Source organism: Oerskovia sp. PE-21s, assembly GCF_056158145.1.
Genome location: NZ_JBUXJM010000002.1, coordinates 302885 through 329878 on the forward strand (window position 1 = coordinate 302885; position 26994 = coordinate 329878).

The following is a 26994-nucleotide window of genomic DNA, read 5'->3' on the forward strand; positions in this document are numbered from 1 at the left end:
CTGCACGAGCCCATGGTCGCCCCCGGTCGTCTGCGTCGCGGCGGCGGGTCGGCCCGCCGTGAGTCTCAGTGTGTCGCCCGGGGGGCGGACGGGCCACCGCACGACCTGCCTACTCCTCGGCGTCCTCGACCGCCTCGGGCGCGCGCCACGGCCGCGGGGGCAGCCCGGGCGGCGGTCCCGTGGACTCGGGCGAGCACAGGGGGAGCCGCTCGCCCAGGATGCGCAGCGTCACGGACCCGGCGACGGCCGCGACCAGCGACCCCGCGAGGATCCCGATCTTGGCCTGCTCGACGAGTGCCTCGTCGTCGAACGCGAGCTCGGCGATGAACAGGGAGATGGTGAACCCGATGCCTGCGAGCATCGCGCCGCCCAGCAGGTGCGAGTAGCGCACCCGGCCGGGCAGGTCGCCCAGGTTCAGCCGCAGGGCCAGGGCCGAGGCGCCGAAGATCCCGACGGCGTTGCCCACCACGAGCGCGACCGCGACGCCGATCGTCAGCCGCGACGTCATCGCGGCCGACAGCGACTCGGCGTCGAGCTGCACGCCCGCGTTCGCCAGGCCGAAGACGGGCACGACGACGTAGGCGCTCCACGGGTGCAGGACACGCTGGAGCCGGTCGCTCGCGGGCACTGCCGCGCGTGCGGCGAGCTCGGTCAGGTGCTCGCGCTCCGCCGTCGTCTCCTCGCGCAGACGCTGGGCGTACCCCGGGACGTCGTCGACCTGGTCGGGACGGGCCCGGCGGGAGGGGACGAGCAGCCCGACCAGGACGCCCGCGAGCGTCGCGTGCACGCCCGAGGAGTAGACGGCGAGCCACAGCGCGACGCCCACGCCCACGTAGGGCGCGAGGCGCCAGACGCCGAGCCAGCGCAGCACGAGCATGCCTGCGACGAGGACCCCCGCGATCGCGAGACCGGGCAGCCACACGCCGTCGTTGTAGAAGACGGCCATGACCGTGATGGCGCCGATGTCGTCGACGACCGCGAGCGTCAGCAGGAACAGCCGGAGCCGGTCGGGGCAGCGCGGGCCGAACAGCGCGAGGACCCCCACGAGGAACGCCGTGTCGGTCGACATGACGACGCCCCAGCCGTGCTGCGCGTCGGTGCCCGCGTTGAACGCCAGGTAGACGAGCGCGGGCACCAGGAGCCCGCCCAGGGCACCGAGCGCCGGGACCGCGACCGTCCGCCGGTTGCGCAGCTCACCGCTCGTGACCTCGCGGTTGATCTCGAGGCCGATCACGAGGAAGAAGACCGCCATCGCGGCGTCGTTGACCCAGTGGTGCAGGTCCATGTCGAGCGACCAGCCGCCCAGGTGGATTCCGGCCGTCGTGGCCCACAGGTCGTCGTACGACGCGGACCAGGGCGAGTTCGCCCACACGAGCGCGACCACGGTCGCGGCGAGCAGCAGCGCCGCGCCGCCCGCCTCGGTCGCGAGGAACTGCCGGACCGCGGGCGCGACCGGTCTCACGGGGAAGCGCAGCGGTGGCCCCGGCCGTTGCTCGAGCGTCGGGAGGAGCGGACGCCCGCCGGGCTGCGCCGGCGGGACCGGGGGAGTGGACGTCACCGCTCCAAGGTCGCAGCGCGCGGCGCACGACGCAACCGTCGGACGGGCGCGCCCGCGGCCCGCGGATCGTGACAGGCTGGGACCCGTGGCCGCCGGGCGGGCGGCCCGCCCGGTCGTGGTGAGGAGCAGACGTGACGGCAGAGCAGGCAGCGTGGACCGGAGAGGCGAGAAGCGGCCCGACGGCGCCGCCCACCGCCGTGCCGCCCGCACCCGGGGCGCGGCACCAGCAGGCCGCGGGTGCCCGCCGCGTGAGCGTCGAGCAGCACCGCCGCGAGGTCGAGGCGCTGCTCCGACCGGCGCTCGCGGCTCGGGGCGTCGAGCGCGTGGCGCTGGTCGACGCGCTCGACCGGGTGCTCGCGGCGGACCTGTCCGCCCCCGTCGACCAGCCTGCGTTCCGCAGCTCGCAGATGGACGGCTACGCGGTGCGGTCCGCGGACGTCGACGGTGCCTCGGGAGCCTCGCCCGTCGTGCTGCCCGTCGTGGCCGAGATCCCCGCGGGTCCCGGCACGCCGGCGGTCCTCGCCCCGGGGACGGCGGCCCGGATCATGACCGGTGCCGTCGTGCCGGAGGGGAGCGACGCCGTCGTGCCCGTGGAGGACACCGACGCGGAGCGGTTCGGCGCGCACACGACCGAGACCCCGCGCGGGTCCGTCGGGACGGACGTCGGGGTGCTGGCGTCGCGCGGCCCGGGCGAGTTCGTGCGAGACGTCGGGACGGACGTGCGCGGCGGAGACCGGGTGCTCGCCGCGGGCACGCTGCTCGCGCCGCAGCACCTGGCCGCCGCGGCGTCGTGCGGCGTGGGCGTGCTCGAGGTCCGGGCGCGGGTGCGCGTCGCGGTCGTCTCGACCGGCACCGAGGTCGTCGAGCCGGGCGAGGCCGCCGCGACCGGCCAGGTGTACGACGCGAACCTGCCCGGGCTCGCGGCCGCCGCCCGACGCGCCGGGGCCGACGTCGTGCTCACGGGACGCACCGGGGACGACCCGCGCGAGCTGGCCGCTCTCCTGGCACGGGCCGCCGAGGTGGCGGACCTGGTCCTCACGTCGGGCGGCGTGAGCCAGGGCGCCTACGAGGTCGTCAAGGACACCCTGGGGGACGGCGTGACGTTCCGGTCGGTCGCGATGCAGCCTGGCGGCCCGCAGGGGTTCGGGACCCACCACGGGACCCCGATCCTCACCTTCCCCGGCAACCCCGTGAGCGCCCAGGTCTCGTTCGCGGTCTTCGCGCGTCCCGTCCTCGAGCGCGCGGCGGGGCTCCCCGACCGGGAGGACGAGACGCGCACCGTGGCAGCGGCGATCGACTCCCCGGCGGCCAAGCAGCAGATGCTGCGAGGACGGACGGTGCCCGGTGGCGCGGTCGAGGTCGTCGGCGGCGCGGGGTCGCACCTCGTGGCGACCATGGCGGCCGCCGACGTGCTGATCGAGGTGCCCGAGGGCGTGGTCCGGGTCGAGGAGGGCGAGAGCGTGCGAGTGGTACGGCTGTGAGCGGTGCTCCGAGAGCAGAGGACGAGACGATGACGGCCGACGACCAGCAGCGCCCGACCACCCCGGGCGACGTGTCGCGCGTGACGAGCGACGTGCTCGACGACGCCGTGGTGCGGTCCGTGGAAGGTGCGGTGTCCTCGCGCGAGTACGGCGCCGTCGTGACCTTCCGCGGTGTCGTGCGCGACGTCGACGGCGGGCGCGACGTCACGGGCCTCGACTACGAGGCGCACCCCGACGCGACCGAGGTGCTCCGGCGCTGCTGCGCGGCGGTGTCCGACGAGACGGGACTGCGCGTCGCGGCCGTGCACCGCTACGGCGTGCTGACGATCGGGGACGTGGCGCTCGTCGCGAGCGTCGCCTCGGGGCACCGGGCCGAGGCGTTCGCGGCGTGCTCGCTCCTCGTCGAGCGCATCAAGGCCGAGGTGCCGATCTGGAAGCGGCAGCACTTCACCGACGGCGACTCGGAGTGGGTCGGGCTCTAGCGGTGGCCGGGCCCAGGGTCAGTCGCGCGGGTTGTCCTTGAGGAGACCGAACCCGATGCCGACGAGCGCCCCCAGGATCAGACCGGGCCCGGCGAGCAGGGACGTGCCCACCGTGACGCCGATCAGGGTGCCGAGGACGGTGCTCGGGCCCGCCGTCAGACGGCTCGGACCCGGCCGGTGGACGGGGAGCGAGTCGGCTCGTGGAGCGGGCTCGTCGGAGGTACGGCTGTCGCGAGGAAGGTCGAGGAGGGCCACCCCTCCATGGTAGGTCTCGGGGTGCTTCCAGGCGCGGGATCCTGCGGCTCGTGCGCCTGCACGGAGGATGATCTTGGACACGTCGCCCGGGCTCGGTGCAGAACGTGTCAGCAGCTCCGTCAGCCCCCGATCGCGCCCATGCTGCGCTCGGTGCGTGCGAAGGCCTCGGGATCGTCTGCCGGGCCGCCGACCGCGCGGGTGTCGGGGGCGCCACGGTCGAGGCCGTGCGCGAACGGCTTGGCCCACATGGCACCCTGCCAGGCGGCGACGATCGCGGCGTCGGTGGCTGCGTCGTCGGGTCGGTCGTCGGCCCCGGTGCCGGGGACCTTGCCGGGTGAGCCGCCGGGTGAGCCGCCGGGCGAGCCGGACCGCAGCAGCGCGCGCAGGTCCACCTCCTCGTTCCCGAACAGGCACGAGCGCACGGTGCCCTCCGCGGTCAGGCGCGTGCGGTCGCAGTCACCGCAGAACGAGCGCGTGACCGACGCGATGATCCCGACGGTCGCGGGTCCGCCGTCGACGGCCCACTCCTCGGCCGGGGCCGACGGGTCCTCGCGCCCCACCGGGGTCAGGGCGAAGCGCTCACCCAGGACGTCGAGCAGCCGCTCGGCCGAGACGAGCTGGTCGCGGGCCCAGTTCTGGTCGGCGTCGAGGGGCATCTGCTCGATGAAGCGCAGGCGGCACCCGTGCTCGACGGCCCACGCGAGCAGGTCGGTCGCGCCCGCGAGGGTCTCGGGCATGAGGACCGCGTTGAGCTTGACGGGGGACAGGCCTGCGTCGAGCGCGGCCCGGATGCCCGCGAGCACCTGCGGGAGCCGGTCGCGGCGCGTGAGCTCGGCGAAGTGCGTGCGGTCGACCGTGTCGAGCGAGACGTTGACGCGGTCGAGCCCGGCCTCGACGAGCTCGCCGACGCGCTTGTCGAGGCCGATCGCGTTCGTCGTCATCGAGATCCGGACGCCGGGGGCCGCCGCGCGCGTGCGCCGGACGATCTCGGCGAGGTCGGGGCGCATGAGGGGCTCGCCGCCCGTGAAGCGCACGTCGCGGATCCCGAGCCGGTAGCCGATCCCGACGAGCCGTCCGATCTCGCTCGGCGTCAGCAGGTCGTCGCGGGGGATCGCGGGGAGTCCCTCGGCGGGCATGCAGTAGGTGCAGCGCAGCGAGCACTTCTCCGTGACGGACACGCGCAGGTCGTGGGCGACGCGCCCGTAGCGGTCGACGAGCGCCTCGGTGTCCGGGCGCCCCAGGGTGCTCGGCGCCCCGGTCGGGCGCACGCGCGGGAGCCCGAGGGCGACGGCGGTCATGCTCGCGAGTCTACGCAGCGGTGGGCGCCGGGGCGGGGGCTGCCCAGCGCGACGGGCGCACGGCCGCGGTCAGCGCGCGACCCGGGCGTCGTACGCCTCCTGGGCGGCGGCGACCTGGGGGACCGCCGCTTCGAGCACGTCCAGGAGGCCGACGAGCTTGTCGGCCACGACCTGCCCGAGCTCGGTGAGCGAGTACTCGACGTGCGGGGGGATGGTCGCGCGGACCTCGCGCACGACCAGTCCGTCGCGCTCGAGCCCCTGGAGCGTCTGGGCGAGCATCTTCTCGCTCACGCCGTCGATGCGTCGGCGCAGGGCGTTGAAGCGGACGGCCCCGTCTCGCAGGCCCGCGACGGTCAGGACGCCCCAACGGCCCGTCACAGTCTCGAGCGCGTGGCGGGACGTGCAGCCGCGCTGGAACACGTCGGCGATCATCTCGTCGGACGGTCCCGTGGTGTCGAGGGCGGCGTGGAGGTCGGTCACGAGGCCAGCCTAGCGCGCAGGCCGATCGTGAGCGCTGTGACTTAGAACGCACTGCTGAATGGATTGCACTGACGAAAAGTTAGTGCCAGGCTGTCGCGGTACCCACCACCCCCTCAGGAGGACCCCCATGATCGCCGTCACCGCCGCCACCGGACACCTCGGACACCTCGTCGTCGACTCGCTGCTCGAGCGCGGTGTCACCCCCGAGCGGATCGTCGCCGCCGTCCGCACCCCGGCCAAGGCCGCCGACCTCGCCGAGCGCGGCGTCGTCGTCCGCGAGGCCGACTACTCGCGCCCCGAGACCTTGACGACGGCGCTCGACGGGGTCGACGTGCTTCTGCTGGTCTCCGGCTCCGAGGTCGGGCAGCGTGTCCAGCAGCACGCCAACGTGGTCGAGGCCGCCAAGGCCGCAGGTGTCCGCCACCTCGTCTACACGAGCGCACCGCGGGCCACGACGTCTGCGCTGGTCCTCGCTCCCGAGCACAAGGCCACCGAGGAGATCATCGCGGCCTCGGGGATGCCCGCCACGATCCTGCGCAACGGCTGGTACACCGAGAACTACCTCGGAGCGGTCGAGCAGGCGCGCGAGACCGGAGTGGTGCTCGGCAGCGTCGGCGAGGGGCTCGTCGCCTCGGCGAGCCGCAAGGACTACGCCGAGGCAGCGGCCGTCGTCCTCGCGGCGGCCGACGCCGACCCGGCCTTCGAGGGAGGCGTCCACGAGCTCTCGGGCGACGTCGCGTGGGACCACCCGTTCCTCGCCGCGACCATCGGTGAGATCGTCGGTCGCGAGGTCGTCTACCAGGACGTGACCCCCGAGGTGCACACCCAGGCGCTGCTCGACGCGGGCCTCGACGAGGGGACCGCGGGCTTCGTGGTCGCGCTCGACGGCAACACGCGTGACGGTCTGCTCGCGGCGACGTCGGACGAGCTGTCGCGGCTCATCGGTCGCCCGACGACGCCGCTCGCCGAGGGGCTGCGGGCTGCGGTGGGCGTGACGTCGGCCGCGTGACGACTGACTCCCGCTGAGTGCGTGGTTGTGCTGCGACACGCCCGGCATGTCGCAGCACAACCACGCACTCGCCGGCACTCGCCGCCGACCGGCAGGTGCCGGGAACACCTCAGGCTTCCTTTTGGTTGAAGCATCAACTATTCTGGGACCCAAGAGGTCGGGACCCGGCCCTGGACGGAGGACACCATGACTGACCGCACGACGAGCCTTCCCGGCGCCGACGCCACCGGCTTCGCGACCAAGGACCTGCTCTCGGCCGACACCTCGATGGACGCCGTGACGCTGCACGTCGCCGACCTCGACCTGATGACCCGCTACTACCGCGACGCGCTCTCCCTGGCCGTGCTGACGCCGTCGGACGCCCTGCTCGCGTCGATCCCCGGCGCCGGGACCGGCTCGCGCGACGAGACCGTCGTCCTCGGACGCGGCGCGACGCCGCTCGTGGTCCTGCGCCGCGGCAAGGACCTGCCGCGCGCACGCCGCGGCGAGGCGGGCCTGTTCCACACGGCCCTGCTGTTCGACGACGCTCCCGCGCTCGCCGCGGCCGTCGCCTCGGTCGCGCGCACCGCGCCCAGCACGTTCGTCGGCAGCGGCGACCACCTGGTCTCCGAGGCGTTCTACTTCACCGACCCCGAGGGCAACGGCGTCGAGCTCTACCACGACCGCCCGCGCGAGACCTGGACCTGGCAGGACGGCCAGGTCGCGATGGACACGCTCTACATCGACCCCAACGCGTTCATGCAGCAGCACCTCACGGACGCGGGGCTCGAGCGCGCCCTCTCGACCGACGTCGTCGGGCCGGACGACACCGTGGTGGGACACGTGCACCTCCAGGTGGGCGACATCCCCACGGCCCGTGAGTTCTACGTCGACACGCTGGGCTTCGAGGCCACGGCCTCGCTGCCCGGCGCGCTCTTCGTCTCGGCGGGCGGGTACCACCACCACATGGCCATGAACACGTGGAACAGCCAGGGGGCCGGTCCGCGTGCCTCGACGCTGGGCCTGGGTCAGGTGGCCATCTCGGTGCCTTCCGAGGACGACGTCACGGCGCTGGCCGACCGCCTGTCCCGGCGCGGGATCCAGATGCGTCACGACGGCGCGACGCTGCGCTTCGACGACCCGTGGAAGAACCTCATCGAGGTCGCGGTGCGCTAGCCCGCCCGGCCTCGACCGCTGAGTGCGGAGTACTTGTCGTCAGCAGGCCGTCTCGACAGCAGCTGCTCCGCACTCAGCGCTTCGAGGGCTGCTCGTCGCGGTCGATGCCCAGGCGCTTGGCGAACAGCCGTCGCTGGACGAGCCAGCCGGCGAGCGCCAGCGCGGCCCACGCGAGGAACGACACGACCTGCTCCCAGCCCGGTGACGGGTCGCGCAGGAATCCCAGGGGGTCGGGGGCCACGCGCGCGAGGCCGCCGAGCACGATGCCCGCACCGCCGATCGTCGTGAGCCACAGCAGCGCCCGTCGCCGGTACCTGTCCGCGAGGAAGCCGCAGGCCGCCGCGACCGCGATGACGATGATCGCCGCGAGGACCCAGTTCCCCGAGTCGCCCGAGACCGTGCCGTAGAGCTTGGCGCCGATCACGGCGCCGGTCACGATCCCGATGAAGAACGCCGCGAGCTTGAACACGAACGCGACCGCGATCCACGCGACGAGCGCCCCCAGGACCCCGACCAGCAGCGCGGTCGACTGGCTCGCGCCGAACAGGTCGCCGAGCATCCAGCCGAGGCCGAACCCTGACGCGATGACCGCGAGGTGGACCGAGCCGACGCCCAGGAAGCACAGGAGCAGGCCGACGGCGACGATGACGAGACCAGCGACGACCGGGTCCATGGGGACCTCCTGGCGTGAGGTGGGCTAGTGCTTGGCTTTGATGACGAGCACGGGGGCGTGGGCGTCGAGCAGGACGCGCTGGGTGGTGCTGCCGAGGAGGAACTTGCCGACGGGGGAGCGCTTGCGCGAGCCGATCACGACGAGGCTCGCGGCGAGGCGCTCGGCCTCGTCGAGGATCGCGACGGGCGGGTCCACGCGGGCCTCGCGGTAGGTGACGGTCGCGGCCGGGGTGCCGGGGGGCAGGGCGTCGAGGAGGTGGGCGAGGTCCGGCGGGAGCGGCGGGTCGTCCTGCGGCGGTCCCTCGAGGGGGGTGAGCACGAAGACGGCGAGGGGAAGTGCTCGGCGGAGCGCCTCGGCGGCTCCGGCTCGCAGTGCCGCCTCACCCTGTGGCGAGTCGTTGTAGGCCACAAGTACGGTCATCGCCGCGGTGCTCCTCGTTCGTCGTGCCCGGGTCGACGGGCAGATCGCGTGTGCTCTGAACTCTCTCACACCGCACGGGGCCGCGCAGCGAACGCAGGAGCGCGTCGTGGGGCGCGGTGCCCGACGACGCCGCCCGCCGTCGGCGTACCGGCGCGACCGGGTCAGGGGCCCGGGTTCGCGAGGTCGGCGGGCAGGCTCAGCGAGGCGGGGAGCAGGGGGCGGGCGACGGTGTCGATCGTCCGGGCGAGCTCGACGTGCCGGCTCGCGTCCATGCGGTCCGCCGGGGCGGTCACCGACAGTGCCGCGACGGCCTGCCCGGCGCGCAGGAGGGGGACCGCGAGGCAGCTGATGCCGGGTTCGTTCTCCTCGGTCTCGGTCGCGTAGCCGCGCTCACGGGTCTCGCCCAGAGTGGCCCACAGCGCGTCGTCGGTCACGGGGCTCGCGTCGCCCGCCGCGGCGGTGTACCAGCCCATCGCGGACCGGTCGGTCGCGCGGAACGCGAGCAGGGCGCGGCCGAGCGCGGTGGTGGCGGCGGGGCGGCGGCGTCCGATCGCGGACCACACGCGGACGGCTCGCGCGGGCTCGACCTTGTCGAGGTAGACGATCTCCGGCCCGGACAGCACACCCAGGTGGATGAGCTCGCCCGACGCCTCGCACACCGCGGTGAGCGCCGGGGTCAGCAGGGCGGGCAGGTGCTCCTCGCCGAGGAAGACGTTCCCGAGCGCGGTCGCGGCGGGTCCGAGGCGGTAGCTGCCCGTCGCGGGGTCCTGCTCGGCGTAGCCGCGGTAGCGCAGTGCGGCGAGGGTGCGGTGCAGCGAGGTCTTGTTCAGGCCGAGGTCCGTCGCGAGGGTGCCCAGCGGGGTGCCGTGCGGTCCGGCGACCGCGAGGCGCTCGAGCGCGAGCAGCGCCTTGTCGACCGAGCCGAGGGGGCTGGTGGCCGGTGCGGGCCCGGCCTCGGGAGCGTCCGTCTCGGCGGGCGGCCGGACTACCACGGGCTGGGGCCGTTCGCGTAGAGTGATTTCGCATTCCAGAACATCCGTTCACTATAACGAAACGCGAGGCCCCATGTCACCCGCAGCGCCCCCGACCGACCTCCACGAGCTCTTCGCCAGGGTCCGGGTCGTCCCCGTGGTCGTCGTGGAGGACGAGGCCCAGGCGCTCGCCCTCGGCGCCGCCCTGCTCGACGGCGGCCTGCCCATCGCCGAGATCACCTTCCGCACCGCCGGTGCGCGCGCCGCGATCGCCGCCGTCACGCGCGAGCTCCCTGAGCTCGTGACCGGTGCCGGGACCGTCATCAACGCCGAGCAGGTCGACCAGGCCGTCGACGCCGGCGCCCGCTTCGTCGTCTCGCCCGGCCTGAGCGCCGACGTCGTGCGCCGCGCCCAGCACCACGGCCTGCCGATCTTCCCGGGGGTCGCGACGCCGTCGGACATCATGGCCGCCCTCGCCCTGGGGCTCGACGTCGTGAAGTTCTTCCCCGCCGGGATCAACGGTGGTGTGCCCGCGATCAGGGCCCTGTCCGCGCCTTTCCCCGGCCTGCGCTTCGTCCCCACGGGCGGCGTGAGCGCCTCCAACGCGACCGAGTACCTCGCGATGCCCTCGGTCCTCGCGGTGGGCGGCTCGTGGATGGTCGAGAAGGCCCTCGTCGAGGCGGGCGACTTCGCCGAGGTCACGCGCCGCTCCGCACAGGCCGTCGCGCTCGCGGCGTCTGCGGTGCCCGCAGCCCCCGCCGCCGGTCCCGCCTCCGCTGCCGCAGGAAAGTGAGCTGACATGACCGACACGACACAGGCCCCCCTGGACCTCCGCCCGGCCGCGGACTGCACCTACGACGTCGTCTCCCTCGGCGAGGTCATGCTCCGCCTCGACCCGGGCGAGCGACGCATCAAGACCACGCGCTCGTTCGACGCCTGGGAGGGCGGCGGCGAGTACAACGTCGCGCGCGGCCTGCGCCGCTGCTTCGGCCTGCGTGGCGCGATCGTCACGGCGCTCGCGGACAACGAGGTCGGTCGGCTGGTCGAGGACCTCATGCTCACGGGCGGCCTCGACACGAGCTACGTCCAGTGGGTGCCCTACGACGGGATCGGCCGCACGGTCCGCAACGGCCTCAACTTCACCGAGCGTGGCTTCGGCGTGCGCGGCGCCGTGGGCGTGAGCGACCGCGGCAACACCGCGATCGCGCAGATGCAGCCCGACGACGTCGACTGGGACGAGCTGTTCGGGCGCGGCGTGCGCTGGCTCCACACGGGCGGCATCTTCGCTGCGCTCTCCGAGTCGTCGGCGGACGTCGCCGAGGCCGCGATGAAGGCCGCGCGCAAGCACGGCACGATCGTGTCCTACGACCTCAACTACCGGCCGTCGCTGTGGCAGGGCATCGGTGGCCCGGCGCGTGCCCAGGAGGTCAACCGTCACCTCGCGCAGTACGTCGACGTCATGATCGGCAACGAGGAGGACTTCACCGCGAGCCTCGGGTTCGAGATCGAGGGCGTCGACGAGAACCTGACCGACCTCGACACCGCAGCGTTCCGGGCCATGATCGAGACCGCGGCGGCCGCCTACCCGAACTTCCAGGTCATCGGCACGACGCTGCGCGCCGTGCATTCCGCGACCCGCAACGACTGGGGCGCCATCGCGTGGTCCCGCGTCCAGGGGTTCGCCGAGGCCACGCACCGCGCGGACCTCGAGATCCTCGACCGCGTGGGCGGCGGCGACTCGTTCGCCTCGGGCCTCGCGTACGGGCTCATGGAGCTCGGCTCGATCCAGGAGGCCGTCGAGTACGGCGCCGCGCACGGTGCCATCGCGATGACCACGCCGGGCGACACGTCGACGGCGTCGCTCGCCGAGGTCCGCAAGCTCGCCTCGGGCGGGAGCGCGCGCGTCCAGCGCTGAGTCGCCCGCCGAGATGCGGCGAACGGGGGTCCAGAGACGTTCCGGACCCCCGTTCGGCGCATCTCGGCACGGCTCGCGACCGGCAGTCGTCCGCCCTCCGCCCGGTCCGCACCTCCTGACGGCGCGCCGGGCGGCATCCCGCGCGCAGGCCACACGTCGCGGCTAGGGTGGACGAGGACGGACAGATCGGACACAGCCCGTCGGCAGCCCCCGCGGCCCGACGAGTGCGAGGAGGCACACGTGGTGCAGCGTGGTGAGGTCCCGCTGGGCCGCCTCCCACGGCGCACCGTCGACGCGCCGGCCGACATCGCCCGGGCCGTCGAGCACGCACGCATCCTGCGCGGAGCGGGCGATCCCACGGGTGCTGCCCGCGTCCTCGACCGAGCCTTCGACGCCGAGGGCGTGCGGACCCGGACCGTGTCCGAGCGCCTGCGCTTCCGGGCCCTCGTCCTGCGGGCGGACCTCGCGCTCCAGCTGCACGACGACGTCGCGGCCGCCCGGTTCCTCGCCGGCGCCGAGTCGCTGCCCCTGCTCGCGGACGCCCTCGCAGCGCTCGACGACGACCTGCACCTCGCCGAGGAGCTGCGCGAGCGGCTCGACGCCGACTGACCCGCCCCGCGCCCGCCGCCGTCAGGGTTGCGTCAACACCCGCCCGAGCCCCGTCAAGAACCCGTCAACGCCGACCTCCCGGCACCCGCCCAGGCCCTAGACCTGAGGTGTGCGCAGGAGCTGCGCACCGGCACCGCGCCTGCGCGTCGACCCCGGGCAACCGCCCGCGGCGACCGCAGCCGCCCGCCGCACGACGTTCGAAGGCAGAGCTCAGATGGCCGACCTGGCCTACATCCTGCTGACCGTGGTGTTCTTCACCGCCGTCGGCCTCGTGGCACGCCGCCACGGCTCCTCCGGGGGGTCCTCGTCATGACGGTCCTCGACTGGGTCGGGCTCGGCACCGTCGTGGTGCTCCTCGGCTACCTGTTCGTCGCCCTGCTCCGCAGCGACAAGGTCCGGTGAGCGCGGCCGTGCTGACCCAGACCACCGTGACGGCCCAGGCCGCCGTCCTGACCCAGACGGCCACGCAGTCGGCGACACAGACGCCCAGCGTGTGGCTCGCCGTCGGGCAGGTCGTCCTGCTGCTCCTCGCGCTCGCCGCGGTCCACGCCCCGCTCGGCGCCTACATGGCGCGCGTCTTCACCTCGCCCCGGCACCTGCGGGTCGAACGGGCCGGGTACCGGATCATGCGCGTCGACCCCGACGCCGAGCAGAGGTGGAGCACCTACCTGCTCTCGCTCCTCGGCTTCTCGATGGCCTCGCTCCTGGTCCTGTACGGGCTCGCGCGCCTCCAGGCGCACCTGCCGATGAACCTCGGGTTCTCGGCGTTCGACCCGGCCGGCGCCTGGAACACCGCGGTCTCGTTCGTGGCCAACACGAACTGGCAGTGGTACTCGGGCGAGGCCGCCGCAGGACACCTGCTCCAGATGGCCGGGCTCGCCGTGCAGAACTTCGTGTCCGCAGCCGTCGGGATCTCGGTCGCGGTCGCCCTGATCCGCGGCTTCATGCGCTCCGGCACCGACGGGCGCGTCGGCAACTTCTGGTCCGACCTGACCCGCACGTGCGTGCGCATCCTGCTGCCCCTGGCGTTCGTCGGCGCGCTCGTGCTGCTCGCCACCGGTGTCATCCAGAACTTCGACGCGCACACCGCGATCGACACGGTCGCGGGCGGCACGCAGCACGTGCTCGGCGGCCCCGTCGCGTCGCAGGAGGTCATCAAGGAGCTCGGCACCAACGGCGGCGGGTTCTTCAACGCCAACTCGGCGCACCCCCTCGAGAACCCCAGCCCCTTCTCCAACCTCTTCGAGATCTTCCTCATCCTCGTCATCCCCTTCACGCTGCCCCGCACGTTCGGCCTCATGGTCGGCGACAAGCGCCAGGGCTGGGCGATCCTCGGGGCCATGGGTGCGCTGTGGTTCGTCGCCGTCGCACTCATCACGTGGGCCGAGATGGCCGGGCCCGGAGCCGCGCCCCTCGCCGCGGGCGGGGCGATGGAGGGCAAGGAGACCCGTTTCGGCCTCGCCGCGAGCGCCCTGTTCGCCGCGTCCACCACGGGCACCTCGACCGGCGCCGTCAACGCCATGCACGACTCCCTGACCGCCCCGGGCGGCGGCGTCACGATGTTCACCATGATGCTCGGCGAGATCGCGCCGGGCGGCGTGGGCTCGGGCCTGTACGGGATGCTCATGCTCGCGATCGTCGCGGTCTTCGTCTCGGGGCTCATGGTCGGGCGCACGCCCGAGTACCTCGGCAAGAAGATCGGCCGCCAGGAGATCACGCTCGTCGCGCTCTACATCCTCACGGTCCCGTTCCTCGTGCTCGTCGGCACGGCCCTCGCGATCGCGCTGCCCGCCGGACAGGCAGGCATCCAGGAGGCCGGACCGCACGGGCTCTCCGAGGTCCTGTACGCGTTCACGTCGGCGGCCAACAACAACGGTTCGGCGTTCGGCGGCCTCACGTCCGGCACGCCCTTCTACAACACGGCCCTCGGCATCGCGATGCTCGCCGGCCGCTTCATCCCCATGGCCCTCGTCCTGGCCCTCGCCGGACGCTTCGCCTCCCAGAAGACGGTCCCCGCCACCGCGGGCACCCTCCCGACGCACCAGCCGCTCTTCGTGGGCGTCCTGGGGACCGTCGCCCTGGTCGTCGTCGGGCTCACCTTCGTCCCCGTGCTGTCGCTCGGTCCCATCGTGGAGTCGCTCTCATGAATCGTTCTTCTCGCTCTGTCGCTCCCTCGGGGCGTGTCCCCGCGGGGGGTGGGACGGGTCTTCCAGAGGACCTCGTTCCTCGGTCCTCCGCCAGACCCGCCACGACCCGTCCCACCCCCCGCGGGGACGCGCCTGCTGGGGTGTCCGATGCGGTGTTGCTTCCTGTCGCCGGGGGCCCAGCAGGTGCTGTCAGTGATGGTGAGGCTGGTTCGTCGGCGTCTGCTGGCTCGGCTGGCAGCTCCGGCGGCCGCAAGGCCGGGCCTGGGCGGGGGGCGTCGCTCTCGTGGCCGCAGGTCCGGGCCGCGCTGCCCGGTGCGTTCCGCAAGCTCGACCCGCGCGAGCTGTACACGTCGCCCGTGCTGTTCGTCGTCGAGCTCGGGGCCGTGGCCACGACGCTGCTGGCCGCGTTCGAGCCCAGCGTGTTCGCGTGGGCCATCGCGGTGTGGCTGTGGGCGACCGTACTGTTCGCGACGCTCGCCGAGTCGATCGCGGAGAGCCGCGGCAAGGCGCAGGCGTCGAGCCTGCGCGCGACCCAGCAGCAGACGACCGCACGGCGCGTCATGGCTCCGTCCGACACCCTGGCGTCGGGCACGGGCCTCGCTGCCCTCCCGACGGCGGAGGTTCCCTCCTCGACGCTGGGCGTCGGGGACGTGGTGGTTGTCCGGGCGGGCGAGATCGTCCCCGGTGACGGCGACGTGATCGAGGGTGTCGCGTCGGTCGACGAGTCCGCGATCACGGGCGAGTCCGCCCCCGTGATCCGCGAGTCGGGCGGCGACCGGTCGGCGGTCACGGGCGGGACCGTCGTCCTGTCCGACACGATCGTCGTGCGGATCACGGCCCCTGCGGGTCACACGTTCGTCGATCGCATGATCGCGCTCGTCGAGGGGTCGGAGCGCCAGCGCACGCCCAACGAGATCGCGCTCAACATCCTGCTGACCTCGCTCACGATCATCTTCCTGCTGGCCGTCGTGACGCTCCAGCCGTTCGCGGTGTACTCGGGGTCCAAGCAGTCGATGATCGTCCTGATCTCCCTGCTCGTGTGCCTCATCCCCACGACCATCGGGGCGCTGCTGTCCGCGATCGGCATCGCGGGCATGGACCGGCTCGTCCAGCGCAACGTGCTCGCGATGTCGGGACGTGCGGTCGAGGCCGCGGGAGACGTGGACGTCCTGCTGCTCGACAAGACCGGCACCATCACGTACGGCAACCGTCAGGCGGCCGACCTCCTGACGGTCGGCGGTGTCACGACGGCGCAGCTCGCCGAGGCTGCCCGGCTCTCCTCGCTCGCGGACGAGACGCCCGAGGGCAAGAGCATCGTGGTGCTCGTGCGCGAGCGGTTCGGGCTGGGTGACGCGCACGTCGACCAGCCGGAGGCCATCGCGGGCGCCGAGATGGTGCCCTTCACCGCGCAGACGCGCATGAGCGGGATCGACCTGGCGCTGCCCGACGGGCGCGTTCGCCGCATCCGCAAGGGTGCCGGCAGCGCGGTCCAGCGCTGGGTGCACTCGACCGGGGCCGCGAGCGGCGGGCCCGGTGACGAGGTTGCCGAACAGCTCGCGGCCCACGTCGACGCCGTGAGCTCCTCGGGCGGTACGCCGCTCGTCGTGGCCGAGCAGGTCGGCGAGGGACCCGCGCGCGTGCTGGGCGTCGTCCACCTCAAGGACGTCGTCAAGGCGGGCATGCGCGAACGGTTCGACGAGCTGCGCGCCATGGGCATCCGCACCGTCATGGTCACGGGCGACAACGCCGTGACCGCGCGGGCGATCGCCGCCGAAGCGGGCGTCGACGACGTCCTGGCCGAGGCGACGCCCGAGGACAAGCTCGCGCTCATCCGGCGCGAGCAGGCCGGCGGGCGGCTCGTCGCCATGGCGGGCGACGGCACCAACGACGCCCCCGCCCTGGCGCAGGCCGACGTGGGCGTCGCGATGAACACCGGGACCACCGCCGCCAAGGAGGCGGGCAACATGGTGGACCTCGACTCCGACCCGACCAAGCTCATCGAGATCGTCGAGATCGGCAAGCAGCTCCTCATCACGCGCGGGGCCCTGACGACCTTCTCGATCGCGAACGACATCGCGAAGTACTTCGCGATCCTGCCCGCGATGTTCATGGTCGTGTTCCCGCAGCTCGCGGTGCTCAACGTCATGCGCCTGTCGAGCCCCGAGTCGGCCATCCTGTCGGCCGTGGTGTTCAACGCGCTCATCATCCTGGTGCTCATCCCGCTCTCGCTCAAGGGCGTGCGGTACCGGCCCTCGTCGGCGTCGGCGATGCTGCGCCGCAACCTCCTGGTCTACGGCGTGGGCGGCCTCGTCGCCCCGTTCGTCGGGATCAAGCTCATCGACCTCGTGATCTCCCTCATCCCCGGGATTGGCTGACATGCCTGGAACTCTCTCGACCCCTGCGGGCGTCCCCGGACGCCCCGCCCCCCTCGCGCGCCCCTCGGCCTCGGCCGGTGCCGCCTCACTGTTCCGGCAGACGCTCGCGGGCCTGCGCGTCCTGATCGTCCTCACGCTGCTCCTCGGCGTGGCGTACCCCCTCGTGGTGTGGGGCGTCGGGCAGCTCGCCCTGCCGTGGCAGGCGAACGGCTCGCTCGTGCGCAGCGACGGCACGCACGCCACGTCGATCACCGACACCGGTGCGGAGGGGGCCCCCGTCGTCGGGTCCGCGCTGATCGGGCAGGACTTCGCGGAGGCCGACGACGCCGAGCGCTGGTTCCACGGGCGGCCCTCGGCCGCGGGCGACGGGTACGACACGCTCGCCTCGGCGGGTACCAACCTCGGGCCGCTCAACCCGGAGCTCGTCGCCTCGATCGACGAGCGCCGCGCGGCGCTCGCGGACCTCAACGGCGTGGACCCCGCGTCGCTGCCGGCCGACGCGCTCACGGCCTCGGCGTCGGGCCTCGACCCGCAGATCAGCCCCGCGTACGCGGCGCTGCAGGTCGAGCGCGTGGCCGAGGCGAGGGGCATCGACGAGGCCGTGGTCGCGGACCTCGTGGCACAGCACACCGCGGGCCGGGACCTCGGCGTCCTGGGCGAACCGCGCGTCAACGTGCTCGAGCTCAACCTCGCGCTCGAGAACTCGGAGAAGATGAACCCATGACGACGAGCGCGAGGCCCTCCGCCGTGGACCGGACGGCGCGGGTGCCCCGTGCCTGAGACGCGCGGCGGACAGGAGGCCGCAGGGTCCGGGAGCCCCCAGGAGGGGCGCCCGGACCCGGGCGCGTCCCCGGCAGAGACCATCCAGCGGCCCGACGGCGCCACTCGCCGCCCCGGGCTGCTCACCGTGTACCTCGGAGCGGCCCCGGGCGTGGGCAAGACGTACGCGATGCTCGGCGAGGCGCAACGGCGGCGAGCACGCGGCACGGACGTGGTCGTGGGGCTCGTCGAGACCCACGGGCGTGCCGCCACGATCACGCAGATCGGGGACCTCGAGGTGGTGCCGCGTCGCGTCGTGAGCCACCGCGACGTCGAGCTGACCGAGCTCGACGTGGACGCCGTGATCGCCCGCGCGCCCCAGGTGGCGCTGGTCGACGAGCTCGCGCACACCAACGCGCCCGGCTCGCGGCACCTCAAGCGCTGGCAGGACGTGCAGGACCTCCTGGCCGCGGGCATCGACGTCGTGACCACGGTCAACGTGCAGCACCTCGAGTCGCTCACCGGAGACGTCGAGGCCATCACGGGCGTGCGCCAGCGCGAGACCGTGCCCGACCAGGTCGTGCGCGACGCCGACCAGATCCAGCTCGTCGACCTCTCGCCCCAGGCGCTGCGCCGCCGTCTCGCGCACGGCAACGTGTACCGGGCCGAGCAGATCGACGCCTCGCTGTCGTCGTACTTCCGCACGGGCAACCTCACGGCCCTGCGCGAGCTCGCGCTCCTGTGGCTCGCCGACCGCGTCGACGACGCCCTGACCCGCTACCGGGCCGACCACGCGATCGTCGGCACGTGGCCCGCGCGCGAGCGCATCGTGGTCGCCGTGACGGGAGGTCCCGAGGGCGAGACGCTGCTGCGCCGAGGGGCCCGCATCGCCCAGCGTGCCGCGGGCTCCGAGCTCGTCGCGGTGCACGTGCTCGCGACCGACGGGCTGCCCAGCGCCCCGCCGGCGGCCATCGCGGCGTCGCGTGAGCTCGTCGAGTCGCTCGGCGGGACGTTCCACACGGTCGTGGGGGAGGACGTCGCGTCGGCCGTCGTCGACTTCGCGCAAGGCGTCAACGCGACCATGATCGTCGTGGGCGTCTCTCGGCACTCGCGCTGGCGCGAGGCGCTGCTGGGCTCGTCGAGCACGGAGATCGCGCGCCTGGCCGGGACGATCGACGTCCACCTCGTGACGCACGAGAAGGCCCGCACGGGCAGGCTCCTGCGGGGGCGCTGGTCGGCGCTGTCCCGGCGGCGCAGGGCCGCCGGGTGGGCACTGGCCTTCGTCGTCCCCGCCGTCCTCACCGGGATCTTCTGGCTGCTGCGCGACGACGTGTCGCTCTCGACCGAGCTCATGCTGTTCCTCGCCGGGTCGGTGGGCGTGGCGCTCGTGGGCGGGCTCTGGCCCGCCGTCGCCGCGGCCGTCGTGTCGTTCCTGTGCCTCAACTGGTTCTTCACCCCCCCGACGGGGTTCCTCACGGTCCAGGACCCGGAGAACCTCCTGGCGCTGCTGGTGTTCGTGCTCGTCGCGGCCGCCGTCGCCTCGGTCGTGGACCTCGCGGCCCGGCGGACCGTGCAGGCGTACCGGGCGAGGGCCGAGGCCTCGACCCTCGCCGCGCTCTCGCGGTCCGTCCTCTCGGGCGAGGACACCGCGCAGGCGATCGTCACGCGGCTCGCCGAGACGTTCGGCCTGTCACGGGTCGAGCTCGAGTCGCGTGCGGGGGAGCGCAGCCCCTGGCGGACGGTCGCGACCACGGGCCGCGCCGCGGGCGACGCGCCGGCCGCCGACGGTGACGGGCGCACCGGGGCGCGCTCCGCCGTCGGGCACCTGGACGACGCCGAGCGGACAGAGCTGCGCGTCGACGACTCGCACCGGCTGTCGCTGTGGGGGCGGGCGCTGCCCGCGAGCGACCGGCAGGTCCTCGAGGCCTTCGCTGCCCAGGCAGGGCTCGTCCTGGAGTACCGGCGGCTGCGTGAGCAGGCCGCCCAGGCCGCCGTCCTCGAGGAGGCCGACGCGACCCGCACCGCGCTGCTCGCGGCCGTCTCGCACGACCTTCGTACCCCGCTCGCCTCGATCCGCACGGCTGTCGACGGGCTGGCCTCCCCGGACGTCGACCTCGACGCCGAGGACACCGAGACCCTGACCCGGACCATCCAGGACTCGACGGGGCGGCTCGAGAAGCTCATCGACAACCTGCTGGACCTCTCCCGGCTCCAGACGGGCAGCGTGCGGCCTGTCCTGCGTGCGGCGTCGGTCGACGAGGTCGTGCCTCTCGCGGTCGAGCCCTACGGGCCGGGCGCCGTCCGTCTCGACGTGCCCGACGACCTGCCCCTCGTGCGCACCGACCCCGGGCTGCTCGAGCGTGCGGTCGCGAACCTCACGTCGAACGCCGTGCGACACAGCCCACCCGGCGAGCCCGTACGGATCACGGCGTCGGCCGGCCCGCGCGAGATCGAGCTGCGCATCGTCGACACGGGTCGTGGCCTGTCCGACGAGTCCAAGGTCCGCATGTTCGAGCCCTTCCAGCGTCTCGGCGACACGACCGGCGAGGGGCTGGGACTGGGCCTGGCCGTCGCGGACGGGCTCGCGCGGGCCGTGGGCGCGACCATCACGCCCGAGGACACGCCGGGCGGCGGGCTGACCATGGTGGTCACCGTGCCGCGCGACGCACGGGAGGATGACGCCGTGAGCACTGACAGCGGTGGCATGACAGGCATGACAGGCACGAAAGGTACGACGGACGACGAGAAGGGCGAGGTGCGCGGATGAGCGTCGACGGCAACAGGGTGCTGGTCGTCGACGACGACACCGGGCTCGTGCGCGCCCTCGCCATCAACCTGCGCGCGCACGGGTGGGACGTGACCGTGGCCACGACCGGTGCCGAGGCGCTCGACGCGGCAGCGAGCGCCCGCCCCGACGTGATCCTGCTCGACCTGGGCCTGCCGGACCTCTCGGGCCTCGAGGTCATCGAGGGCGTCCGCGGATGGAGCGCCGTGCCCATCGTGGTGCTCTCGGCCCGCCAGCTCGGCGACGACAAGGTCGACGCGCTCGACGCGGGCGCGGACGACTACGTGACGAAGCCGTTCGCGATGAACGAGCTGCTCGCGCGGCTGCGGGCCGCGGTGCGCCGCGCCCAGCCGGCCGAGGCGTCCGAGCCCGTCGTGGAGGCGGGCGACCTGCGGATCGACCTGGCCCGGCGCCGCGTGCTGCGCGGTGGGCAGGAGGTGCGCCTCAGCCCGACCGAGTGGTCGCTGCTCGAGGTCCTGGTGCGCCACCGGGGCCGCATGGTCGGGCGGATCCAGCTCCTGCACGACGTGTGGGGGCCCGCGTACTCGGCCGAGACCAACTACCTGCGCGTGTACACCGCGCAGCTGCGGCGAAAGCTCGAGGACGACCCCGCGAACCCGCGGCACATCATCACCCAGCCGGGCATGGGCTACCTCTTCGAGGTCTGACCCGCCCGTCGTACCCTGTGGCACGGTCCCGCCGCCCGGCCTGTCCGGGCGCGCGGGAACCACCGCCGCGCGCCGACCGTTGAGCGTTCGACCCGACGAAGGAGACCCGTCATGCTGTGCCCTCTCGACCAGACCGTGCTCGTGATGTCCGACCGCAAGGGCGTGGAGATCGACTACTGCCCCACGTGCCGCGGCGTGTGGCTCGACCGGGGTGAGCTCGACAAGATCATCGACCGCAGCCTCGAGGCCGAGATCGCTGCCGAGGCCGGTGGCCCCGCCGCGGCCGCCGCGCCGCACGGTGCGCCCCGCGCCGCGACACCGCCGCCCGTGCAGTACCCGCCGACGCAGCAGCTCCCGGTCCCGCCGCAAGCGCCCTACGGGTACGCCGACGACCGTCGCCGCGACGACTACCGGGGTGACGACCGTCGCCGTGACGAGTACCGCGGGGACGACCGCTACCGCGGCTCCGACCAGTACCGCAGCGACGACCCGCGCTACCGCAAGCGCAAGAAGAAGGAGTCCTGGCTCGAGGACCTGTTCGACTTCTGAGCCGCCGCGGCGCCGGCCCCCAGGCGGGGTCGGCGCCGTCGTCGTACCTCCGGGCCGCGGTCGCACGCCAGGCCTGCCCCTCACCTCGCTCTTGATCGGAAGACCCATGCCCGTCCTGGACTCGTTCTCGCTCGCCGGCCGCACGGCCCTGATCACGGGCGGGAGCCGGGGCATCGGCCGTGGCCTCGCCCAGGCCCTGGGCGAGGCGGGCGCGCTCGTCGCGCTGACCGCGACCACGCTCGAGGCCGCGGGGTCCGCGGCCGACGAGCTGCGCGCGCTGGGGCTCGACGCGCACGGCTACGAGCTCGACGTGACGGACCGCGAGCAGGTGGACGACGTCGTCGCGCAGGTCGGGCGCGAGGGCGGCGGGGTGGACGTGCTCGTCAACAACGCGGGGATCTCGATCGGGGGCGCGGCCCTGGAGATCGAGGACGACGTGTGGCACCGCACGCTCGCGACGAACCTCGACGGCGTCTGGTACTGCTCGCGGGCCGTGGCCCGACAGATGGTCGCGGACGGGCGGGGCGGGGCGATCGTCAACGTCGGCTCGATGTCCGCGCAGATCGTGAACCGCCCCCGCTGGCAGCCCGCGTACCTGGCGTCGAAGGCTGCGGTGCACCAGCTCACCAAGGGGCTGGCGGCAGAGTGGGCGCCGCACGGGATCCGGGTCAACGCGATCGCGCCCGGGTACATCCTCACCGAGGCGTCGCCGGTCGACCAGCCGGAGTACTACGACGACTGCGTGGCGCCCGCGGCGATGAAGCGGTGGGGGACGCCGGCCGAGCTGGGGCCGGTCGTGGTCATGCTCGCGAGCGAGGCGTCGAGCTTCATGACGGGGGCCGTCGTGACGGTCGACGGCGGGTACACGCTGTTCTGACCTGCTGACGTGCTCCCGTGTCAGGACGAGCGTGGCCTCCAGGGCTCGCCCGTTCTGCCACGTGCTGGTCCGGCGGGGCCCGCCGCGCCGGGCGGCACCTAGACTCGGGTCCCGTGCGCCAGGTTCTCAAGCAGTGGGTCGACCCGTTCATCGTGGCGCTGGTCGCGACCATGGTCCTGGGCCTCGTGGTGCCCGTCCCGGCGGATGTCCAGCGGGTCGTGGACACGGTCGCGGACGTCGCGGTCGCGGTGCTGTTCCTGGTCTACGGGATGCGTCTGTCGACGACCGAGGTCTGGGCCGGGCTGAGGAACGTCCGTCTCCAGGGCGGCATCCTCGCCTCGACGTACGTGGTCTTCCCCCTCGTCGGGCTCGGGGTCTCGTGGGCCGTGACGCCCGTGGTCGGGGCGCCGCTCGCGGCGGGGATCCTGTTCCTGTCGCTGCTGCCCTCGACCGTCCAGTCGTCGGTCGCGTTCACGTCGGTCGCGCGCGGGAACATCGCGGGCGCGATCTGCGGTGCGACAGTCTCGAACGTCGTGGGCATGGTCGTGACGCCGCTGCTGGTCCTGTGGTTCATGTCGTCGAGCGGCGCGACGGGAGGCTTGAGCGGCCTGCGAGACGTCCTGCTGCACCTGCTCGCCCCGTTCGTCGTGGGCCAGCTCCTGCAGCCGTTCGTGGGCCGGTGGGTCCGGGCCAGGCGGTGGCTCACGCTGTCCGTGGACCGCGGCACGATCCTGATCGTGGTCTTCGGCGCGGTCGCCGCCGCGACGAGCGCGGGCGTGTGGGCGGGGATCTCGGGGTGGACGATCCTCGCGCTCGTCGGGATCAGCGCGGTGATCCTCGCGGTCATGCTCGCGGTGACGTGGTGGGGCGGGGCGGGGCTGCGGCTCGACGTCGAGGACCGCATCGCGCTGCTCATGTGCGGCTCCAAGAAGAGCCTGGCGACGGGGCTTCCCATGGCCGCGGTGCTCTTCCCGGTCGCGGTCGCGGGCACGATCGCCGTCCCGGTCATCGTCTTCCACCAGCTCCAGCTCATCGTGTGCGCGGTCCTGGCGCGCCGGTTGGCGCTGCGCGACGAGGGCTGAGGGGCCCTCGCCGCGGGGTGCGCGACGAGGGCGCCCGGGGTGCCAGACGCCGTCACTCGCCCCAGCCGGCGAAGCGCCCCACGGCGACGAACAGCGCGAGCAGCAGCAGGACGGTGTTGACCGGCACGGACTGCTTCTCGCCGAGGCGGACGTGCAGCGGGATGGCGCCGAGCTGCGTGATCGCCAGGCCGACCGCCGCGATCGGGGTCAGGATCGGCGCGACGCCGGTCACGAGCGGCAGGATCAGGCCGACGGCGCCGAGGATCTCGAGCGCCCCGAGCACCCGGACCGCCGTCAGGCGCTCCGGCGTGACCCAGCGCATCTGCTCCATCAGCTTGCCGGCGGGGGTCGTGAGCTTCATGAAGCCCGCGCCGGCGAAGGCGACGGCGAGCAGACCTGCGGCGATCCAGAGGGCGATGTTCATGGGTTTTCCTTCGATGTCGTGGCGCGAGGTGCGCCGAAGAGGCCTGGGCCGGTAACTGTCCGTAGGGTCGGTCACCTTTTGTGCCGGAGGACATCATGGGTAACCTGAGGGAGCCCTACAAAAGGCACACCGGTGTTCCGGTGGGTCCAGGAACGGAGGTCTCATGTCCGCCACGGCCAGCGGCGCCCACGGGTCGCCCGCTCCCGACGCCCTGCACGTGCCCGTCCCCGACGGTGGCGGCTGCGGTGCCGACCACGCGAGCAGCGAGGTCCGGCGCGTCCTGGACCGGGTCGGGGACAAGTGGAGCGCACTCATCCTCGGCACGCTCTCGAGCGGCCCGTTGCGCTTCACGGAGCTGCTGCACGGCATCAGCGGGATCTCCCAGCGCATGCTCACGCTCAACCTGCGCCAGCTCGAACGCGACGGACTCGTCAGCCGCACGGTCCACGCGGTCGTCCCGCCGCGCGTCGACTACGAGCTCACCGCCCTGGGTCGCACGTTGCTGCCGCCGGTCCTGGCCCTCGTGGACTGGGCCATGGAGAACACCGACGAGATCCAGGGGCACCGCGAGCGCTTCGACGCGCAGGCCGGTCGCGGCTGACCCCAGCACGCCGCCCTGCCTTGCTGCCGTCCGGCACGACCGCCGTCGACCACGCGCGCCGGGTCGGTCCGGGCGCTTCGACGTGCGAGCGGGACCCCCAGGTACCTAGCGTCGGAGCATGACCCCCGACGACACGGAACGATGGTCCCAGGACGTGACCGAGCACAGCGATGCGCTCGACCTCGAGGAGGGGGTCTTCGCGGGCGACGACCCGGCGGAGATCGCTGCGTCGCTCAAACGGTCGGCCGAGCACAGCTCTCGACGCAAGGGCACGCCCTTCCAGTCCGCGATGTCGATGCTGACGTTCTACGTGAACCGGGCGGGGGACAACCTCCCGACCGAGCGGCGAGAGATCCTCGAGCAGGCCAAGGTCGAGCTGCGCAAGGCGTTCGGCCGAGACTGAGGGTTTCTCAGACCGCCGCGACCTGCTCGCGGATCTGCCGCTTGGCGCGCAGCAGGATGCCCGTCATGCCGTTGAGCCGCAGAGGGCTCACCGCGTTCGTCAGCCCGATCATGAACGGGTAGTCGTCGGGCACGGCGAGCGCCTGCTCGGGCGTCAGCCCGTCGAGCCCCTGCGCCAGGATCGAGGCGAAGCCGCGCGTGGTGGGAGCCTCGGCCGGAGCGGTCGCGTACAGGTGGACCCCGTCCGCCTCGACCTCGGCGAACGCCCGCACGGGCGACTGGCACTCCTCGACGCGCTCGAGCAGCCCGGGGGCGTTCTGGTAGCGCGCGGGCAGGTCCGGGAGCTCGCGCGAGAACTCGAGGAGGAGCTGGAGGCGGTCGCGCTCGCCGAGCGCGAGGAAGTCGTCGCGGATCTCGGTGAGGACCGGGGGCAGGGCGGTCGCGGCGTCGTCGGTCATCCGTCGATCTTCCCACCCGCGGCGCGCCGGGGCAGCGCCGGACCGCCCAGCGGACGGGCCCGCCGTCGGGCGGTGCCCGGGAGACCGGGGACAGGCCGCGAGGCCCGCCCGGGCCCGGGACTCCGTGCTCGACGCGCACCGCACGCTCCTCCTGGATACGTTGAGCCACGAGTGCGCCGACGCACGGCGCCGACGGACGGAGCGTCATGGGAACCCTGTCGAACGACCTGCGCACGCTGAGCCACGAGGCGTACGTCTACCTGTACCCGCTGGTCACCATGGACCTCAGCCGGCGTCAGGCCACGAACCTGCCAGCGGGCGTCCGGCCCGGGTTCGGGCCGCCCAACGAGTTCCACCACCTGCGGGAGTTCCCGCCCGCGGACTTCCGGGCCGTGGTCCGCCCCAACTTCGACACGCTGTACGCGAACCTGTGGCTCGACCTGACCGACGGCCCCGTGCTGCTCCACGTGCCCGACACCGACGACCGCTACTACATGCTGCCCCTGCTGGACATGTGGACCGAGGTCTTCGCGACGATCGGCAAGCGGACCACGGGGACGGGCGCGGGGGACTACCTGATCGTCGGACCGGACTACGAGGGCGACCTCACGGAGTTCTACGACGACCTCCCGGAGGACGCCGCGCTGATCGTCGCGCCGACCCCGCAGGTGTGGGTCATCGGGCGCATCCAGACCAACGGCGTCGCGGACTACCCCGCGGTCCACGCGGTGCAGGACGGCCTGTCGGTGGTGGAGCTGGGGGAGCGCCCGCCGTTCGAGATCGACCCGACCGCGGACACGCGGACCGAGCCGCTGCGCCTGGTCGACTCCCTCGGCGCGGTCGACTTCTTCACCTACGCGACCAGGCTCCTCGACACGAACCCGCCGCACCTGACCGACTTCTCGGTGCTCGCGCGCATCGGTGCGCTGGGCATCGTCCCGGGCGAGGACTTCGACCCCGGGCAGTTCGACGACGCCGAGATCGCCGAGATCGAGGCCGGGGCGGCGAGCGCCCGCGCGCTGCTGGACACGTCACGCGCGACGCTCGGGACCCTGGCCAACGGGTGGATGCTCTACCGCGACACCATGGGCGTCTTCGGGAACTCCTACCTCAAGCGGGCCGTCGTCACGCTCGTCGGGCTGGGGGCAAACCCCGTCGAGGACGCGATCTACCCGCTCCTCGCGACCGACGCGGACGGCCAGGCCCTGGACGGGGACCACGACTACGTGCTGCACTTCGACGCGGACCAGCTCCCGCCCGCCGCGGCCTTCTGGTCCGTCACGATGTACGACGCGGAGGGCTTCCAGGTGGCGAACGCTCTCGACCGGTTCGCGATCGGCGACCGCGACGACCTGCGGTACGGCGAGGACGGGTCGCTCGACCTCTACCTGCAGCACGAGAGCCCGGGCGCGGACCGCGAGCCCAACTGGCTCCCCGCGCCGCGCGGTCCGCTAGGCGTGACGATGCGGCTCTACGCCCCGCTCCCGGAGGCGCTCGACGGGCGCTGGGTCCCGCCGGTCGTGCGCAGGGTCTGAGTCGCCGGAACCTCCGCGCCGTGCCG

General features: G+C 73.4%; 29 protein-coding genes. 20 read left to right on the forward strand and 9 right to left on the reverse strand.

The annotated features are described in order from the left end of the window. Window positions 1–109 precede the first annotated feature (109 nt). Window positions 110–1558 (reverse strand): Na+/H+ antiporter NhaA, encoded by a 1449-nt coding sequence (gene nhaA, locus ACZDYF_RS04310; protein ID WP_204808196.1) that lies wholly within the window; start codon window positions 1556–1558, stop codon window positions 110–112. 131 nt (window positions 1559–1689) lie between these two features. Here nhaA and ACZDYF_RS04315 point away from each other — a divergent pair, with 131 nt between their 5' ends. Together ACZDYF_RS04315 and ACZDYF_RS04320 are read left to right on the forward strand one after the other, a co-directional pair. Continuing rightward, the gene (locus ACZDYF_RS04315; protein ID WP_475053851.1) at window positions 1690–3039 is read left to right on the forward strand and encodes a molybdopterin molybdotransferase MoeA; all 1350 of its coding nucleotides are present in this window, start codon (window positions 1690–1692) and stop codon (window positions 3037–3039) included. A 29-nt stretch (window positions 3040–3068) separates the two neighbouring features. Beyond that, window positions 3069–3521: a molybdenum cofactor biosynthesis protein MoaE gene (locus ACZDYF_RS04320; protein WP_475053854.1), complete on the forward strand. Its 453-nt coding sequence runs from the start codon at window positions 3069–3071 to the stop codon at window positions 3519–3521. A gap of 18 nt (window positions 3522–3539) precedes the next feature. Here the strand turns inward: ACZDYF_RS04320 and ACZDYF_RS04325 are convergent, their stop codons facing one another. From ACZDYF_RS04325 to ACZDYF_RS04335, 3 genes are all read right to left on the reverse strand, one after another. Continuing rightward, a complete protein-coding gene (locus ACZDYF_RS04325; RefSeq protein WP_475053857.1) occupies window positions 3540–3776 on the reverse strand; it encodes a hypothetical protein in 237 nt (78 codons plus the stop codon). Between the two features lie 119 nt (window positions 3777–3895). After that, window positions 3896–5074: a GTP 3',8-cyclase MoaA gene (gene moaA, locus ACZDYF_RS04330; RefSeq protein ID WP_475053859.1), complete on the reverse strand. Its 1179-nt coding sequence runs from the start codon at window positions 5072–5074 to the stop codon at window positions 3896–3898. A 69-nt stretch (window positions 5075–5143) separates the two neighbouring features. Then, window positions 5144–5554: a winged helix-turn-helix transcriptional regulator gene (locus tag ACZDYF_RS04335; RefSeq protein ID WP_475053861.1), complete on the reverse strand. Its 411-nt coding sequence runs from the start codon at window positions 5552–5554 to the stop codon at window positions 5144–5146. A 127-nt stretch (window positions 5555–5681) separates the two neighbouring features. On the opposite strand from ACZDYF_RS04335, the gene ACZDYF_RS04340 reads away from it, so the two are divergent. Then, window positions 5682–6563: an SDR family oxidoreductase gene (locus ACZDYF_RS04340; RefSeq protein ID WP_475053865.1), complete on the forward strand. Its 882-nt coding sequence runs from the start codon at window positions 5682–5684 to the stop codon at window positions 6561–6563. A gap of 186 nt (window positions 6564–6749) precedes the next feature. Beyond that, a complete protein-coding gene (locus ACZDYF_RS04345; RefSeq protein ID WP_475053869.1) occupies window positions 6750–7718 on the forward strand; it encodes a VOC family protein in 969 nt (322 codons plus the stop codon). A gap of 73 nt (window positions 7719–7791) precedes the next feature. Here the strand turns inward: ACZDYF_RS04345 and ACZDYF_RS04350 are convergent, their stop codons facing one another. The 3 genes from ACZDYF_RS04350 to ACZDYF_RS04360 all read right to left on the reverse strand — a co-directional run bounded on the left by ACZDYF_RS04350 (window position 7792) and on the right by ACZDYF_RS04360 (window position 9803). Beyond that, window positions 7792–8391, reverse strand: a complete 600-nt coding sequence (locus tag ACZDYF_RS04350) for a DUF4203 domain-containing protein (protein ID WP_191789339.1) — start codon at window positions 8389–8391, stop codon at window positions 7792–7794. Window positions 8392–8415: 24 nt separating this feature from the next. Further along, complete coding sequence (locus tag ACZDYF_RS04355; protein WP_191789338.1) at window positions 8416–8811, reverse strand: universal stress protein; 396 nt, start codon at window positions 8809–8811, stop codon at window positions 8416–8418. A gap of 161 nt (window positions 8812–8972) precedes the next feature. Next, a complete protein-coding gene (locus tag ACZDYF_RS04360) occupies window positions 8973–9803 on the reverse strand; it encodes an IclR family transcriptional regulator (RefSeq protein WP_475053875.1) in 831 nt (276 codons plus the stop codon). A 73-nt stretch (window positions 9804–9876) separates the two neighbouring features. On the opposite strand from ACZDYF_RS04360, the gene eda reads away from it, so the two are divergent. From eda to ACZDYF_RS04425, 13 genes are all read left to right on the forward strand, one after another. Further along, window positions 9877–10575 (forward strand): bifunctional 4-hydroxy-2-oxoglutarate aldolase/2-dehydro-3-deoxy-phosphogluconate aldolase, encoded by a 699-nt coding sequence (gene eda, locus ACZDYF_RS04365; protein ID WP_475053878.1) that lies wholly within the window; start codon window positions 9877–9879, stop codon window positions 10573–10575. 6 nt (window positions 10576–10581) lie between these two features. Then, entirely contained in the window at window positions 10582–11697 is a 1116-nt protein-coding gene (locus ACZDYF_RS04370; protein WP_475053884.1) for a sugar kinase, read from the forward strand. A gap of 240 nt (window positions 11698–11937) precedes the next feature. Further along, on the forward strand, window positions 11938–12306 hold the full coding sequence (locus ACZDYF_RS04375; protein WP_138825193.1) for a hypothetical protein: 369 nt from the start codon (window positions 11938–11940) through the stop codon (window positions 12304–12306). Between the two features lie 109 nt (window positions 12307–12415). Continuing rightward, complete coding sequence (locus ACZDYF_RS04380) at window positions 12416–12619, forward strand: hypothetical protein (RefSeq protein WP_475053888.1); 204 nt, start codon at window positions 12416–12418, stop codon at window positions 12617–12619. After that, the gene (locus ACZDYF_RS04385) at window positions 12616–12708 is read left to right on the forward strand and encodes a potassium-transporting ATPase subunit F (protein ID WP_129429396.1); all 93 of its coding nucleotides are present in this window, start codon (window positions 12616–12618) and stop codon (window positions 12706–12708) included. Before ACZDYF_RS04380 ends, ACZDYF_RS04385 begins: the two co-directional genes overlap by 4 nt. Before the next feature lie 89 nt (window positions 12709–12797). Further along, on the forward strand, window positions 12798–14453 hold the full coding sequence (kdpA, locus tag ACZDYF_RS04390; protein WP_475054601.1) for a potassium-transporting ATPase subunit KdpA: 1656 nt from the start codon (window positions 12798–12800) through the stop codon (window positions 14451–14453). Between the two features lie 152 nt (window positions 14454–14605). Further along, on the forward strand, window positions 14606–16828 hold the full coding sequence (gene kdpB / locus ACZDYF_RS04395; protein ID WP_475053893.1) for a potassium-transporting ATPase subunit KdpB: 2223 nt from the start codon (window positions 14606–14608) through the stop codon (window positions 16826–16828). 1 nt (window position 16829) lies between these two features. Continuing rightward, a complete protein-coding gene (gene kdpC, locus ACZDYF_RS04400; protein ID WP_475053896.1) occupies window positions 16830–17552 on the forward strand; it encodes a potassium-transporting ATPase subunit KdpC in 723 nt (240 codons plus the stop codon). Between the two features lie 138 nt (window positions 17553–17690). Continuing rightward, the gene (locus tag ACZDYF_RS04405; RefSeq protein ID WP_475054603.1) at window positions 17691–20354 is read left to right on the forward strand and encodes a DUF4118 domain-containing protein; all 2664 of its coding nucleotides are present in this window, start codon (window positions 17691–17693) and stop codon (window positions 20352–20354) included. Next, window positions 20351–21040: a response regulator gene (locus tag ACZDYF_RS04410; RefSeq protein ID WP_475053901.1), complete on the forward strand. Its 690-nt coding sequence runs from the start codon at window positions 20351–20353 to the stop codon at window positions 21038–21040. The genes ACZDYF_RS04405 and ACZDYF_RS04410 overlap by 4 nt, the downstream gene beginning before the upstream one ends. Window positions 21041–21151: 111 nt before the next feature. Continuing rightward, window positions 21152–21589 (forward strand): TFIIB-type zinc ribbon-containing protein, encoded by a 438-nt coding sequence (locus tag ACZDYF_RS04415; protein ID WP_191796382.1) that lies wholly within the window; start codon window positions 21152–21154, stop codon window positions 21587–21589. Between the two features lie 106 nt (window positions 21590–21695). Further along, window positions 21696–22466 carry an SDR family NAD(P)-dependent oxidoreductase gene (locus ACZDYF_RS04420; RefSeq protein WP_475053907.1) on the forward strand — a complete coding sequence of 257 codons (771 nt, stop codon included), beginning with the start codon at window positions 21696–21698 and terminating at the stop codon, window positions 22464–22466. Window positions 22467–22579: 113 nt separating this feature from the next. Further along, window positions 22580–23548, forward strand: coding sequence for a bile acid:sodium symporter family protein (locus tag ACZDYF_RS04425; RefSeq protein WP_475053912.1), 969 nt, complete (start codon window positions 22580–22582; stop codon window positions 23546–23548). A 52-nt stretch (window positions 23549–23600) separates the two neighbouring features. Here ACZDYF_RS04425 and ACZDYF_RS04430 read toward each other — a convergent pair whose 3' ends face one another. After that, window positions 23601–23972 (reverse strand): DoxX family protein, encoded by a 372-nt coding sequence (locus tag ACZDYF_RS04430; protein ID WP_475053918.1) that lies wholly within the window; start codon window positions 23970–23972, stop codon window positions 23601–23603. Between the two features lie 163 nt (window positions 23973–24135). Here ACZDYF_RS04430 and ACZDYF_RS04435 point away from each other — a divergent pair, with 163 nt between their 5' ends. Both ACZDYF_RS04435 and ACZDYF_RS04440 read left to right on the forward strand, forming a co-directional pair. Beyond that, on the forward strand, window positions 24136–24573 hold the full coding sequence (locus tag ACZDYF_RS04435; RefSeq protein WP_475053921.1) for a winged helix-turn-helix transcriptional regulator: 438 nt from the start codon (window positions 24136–24138) through the stop codon (window positions 24571–24573). A gap of 118 nt (window positions 24574–24691) precedes the next feature. Further along, entirely contained in the window at window positions 24692–24976 is a 285-nt protein-coding gene (locus ACZDYF_RS04440) for a DUF3175 domain-containing protein (protein ID WP_475053927.1), read from the forward strand. A 7-nt stretch (window positions 24977–24983) separates the two neighbouring features. Here ACZDYF_RS04440 and ACZDYF_RS04445 read toward each other — a convergent pair whose 3' ends face one another. Then, window positions 24984–25433 (reverse strand): SufE family protein, encoded by a 450-nt coding sequence (locus tag ACZDYF_RS04445; protein ID WP_475053929.1) that lies wholly within the window; start codon window positions 25431–25433, stop codon window positions 24984–24986. A 206-nt stretch (window positions 25434–25639) separates the two neighbouring features. Here ACZDYF_RS04445 and ACZDYF_RS04450 point away from each other — a divergent pair, with 206 nt between their 5' ends. Beyond that, window positions 25640–26968 (forward strand): DUF1254 domain-containing protein, encoded by a 1329-nt coding sequence (locus ACZDYF_RS04450; protein WP_475053933.1) that lies wholly within the window; start codon window positions 25640–25642, stop codon window positions 26966–26968. Window positions 26969–26994: the final 26 nt, after the last annotated feature.